Source organism: Variovorax sp. KK3, assembly GCF_001984055.1.
Lineage (GTDB): Bacteria > Pseudomonadota > Gammaproteobacteria > Burkholderiales > Burkholderiaceae_C > Variovorax.
Genome location: NZ_LYVO01000190.1, coordinates 1 through 716, shown reverse-complemented (window position 1 = coordinate 716; position 716 = coordinate 1). Strand labels below are relative to the sequence as shown.

Here is a 716-nt window from a genome sequence, read left to right as displayed (position 1 = left end):
GGGTTGCTGGTCATCACCTGCGGGCCGGGCTGGATGTTGTGGATGGTCATCGCGCCGACCATCAGCGCCATCACGGCGTTGGGCGGAATGCCGAGCGTCAGCAGTGGAATGAAGGAGGTCTGCGCACCGGCGTTGTTGGCCGATTCGGGGCCGGCCACGCCGCGGATGTTGCCCTTGCCGAAAGGCACCTCGCCCGACTTGAGCTTGATCTTCTTTTCGATGGTGTAGGCCGCGAAGGCCGACAGCAGCGCACCGCCGCCGGGCAGGATGCCCAGGGCCGAGCCCAGCGCGGTGCCGCGCAGCACAGCGGGCAGCATGTTGCGGAAGTCTTCCTTGGTGGGCCACAGGCCCTTGACCTTGGAGGTGAACACCTCGCGCTCGTCCTCCGGCACCGCGAGGTTGCCGATGATCTCGCCGTAGCCGAACACACCCATCGCAATGGCGATGAAGCCGATGCCGTCGGTGAGCTCGGGGATGTCGAAGCTGTAGCGCGCGACGCCCGAATTGACGTCGGTGCCGACCAGGCCCAACGCCAGGCCCAGCAGGATCATGGTGATGGCCTTGAGCAGCGAGCCCGAGGCCAGCACCACGGCACCGATCAGGCCCAGCACCATCAGCGAGAAGTACTCGGCCGGGCCGAACTTGAAGGCCAGTTCGGTCAGCGGCGGCGCGAAGGCGGCCAGGATCAGCGTGCCCACGCAACCGGCGAAGAAGGA

1 protein-coding gene is annotated in these 716 nt (G+C 66.8%); it reads right to left on the bottom strand.

All coding sequences use genetic code 11. From position 1 onward, the window contains the following. On the bottom strand, positions 1 to 716 hold a 716-nt coding region (locus B0W80_RS34095; protein WP_179107110.1), incomplete at both ends, for a tripartite tricarboxylate transporter permease.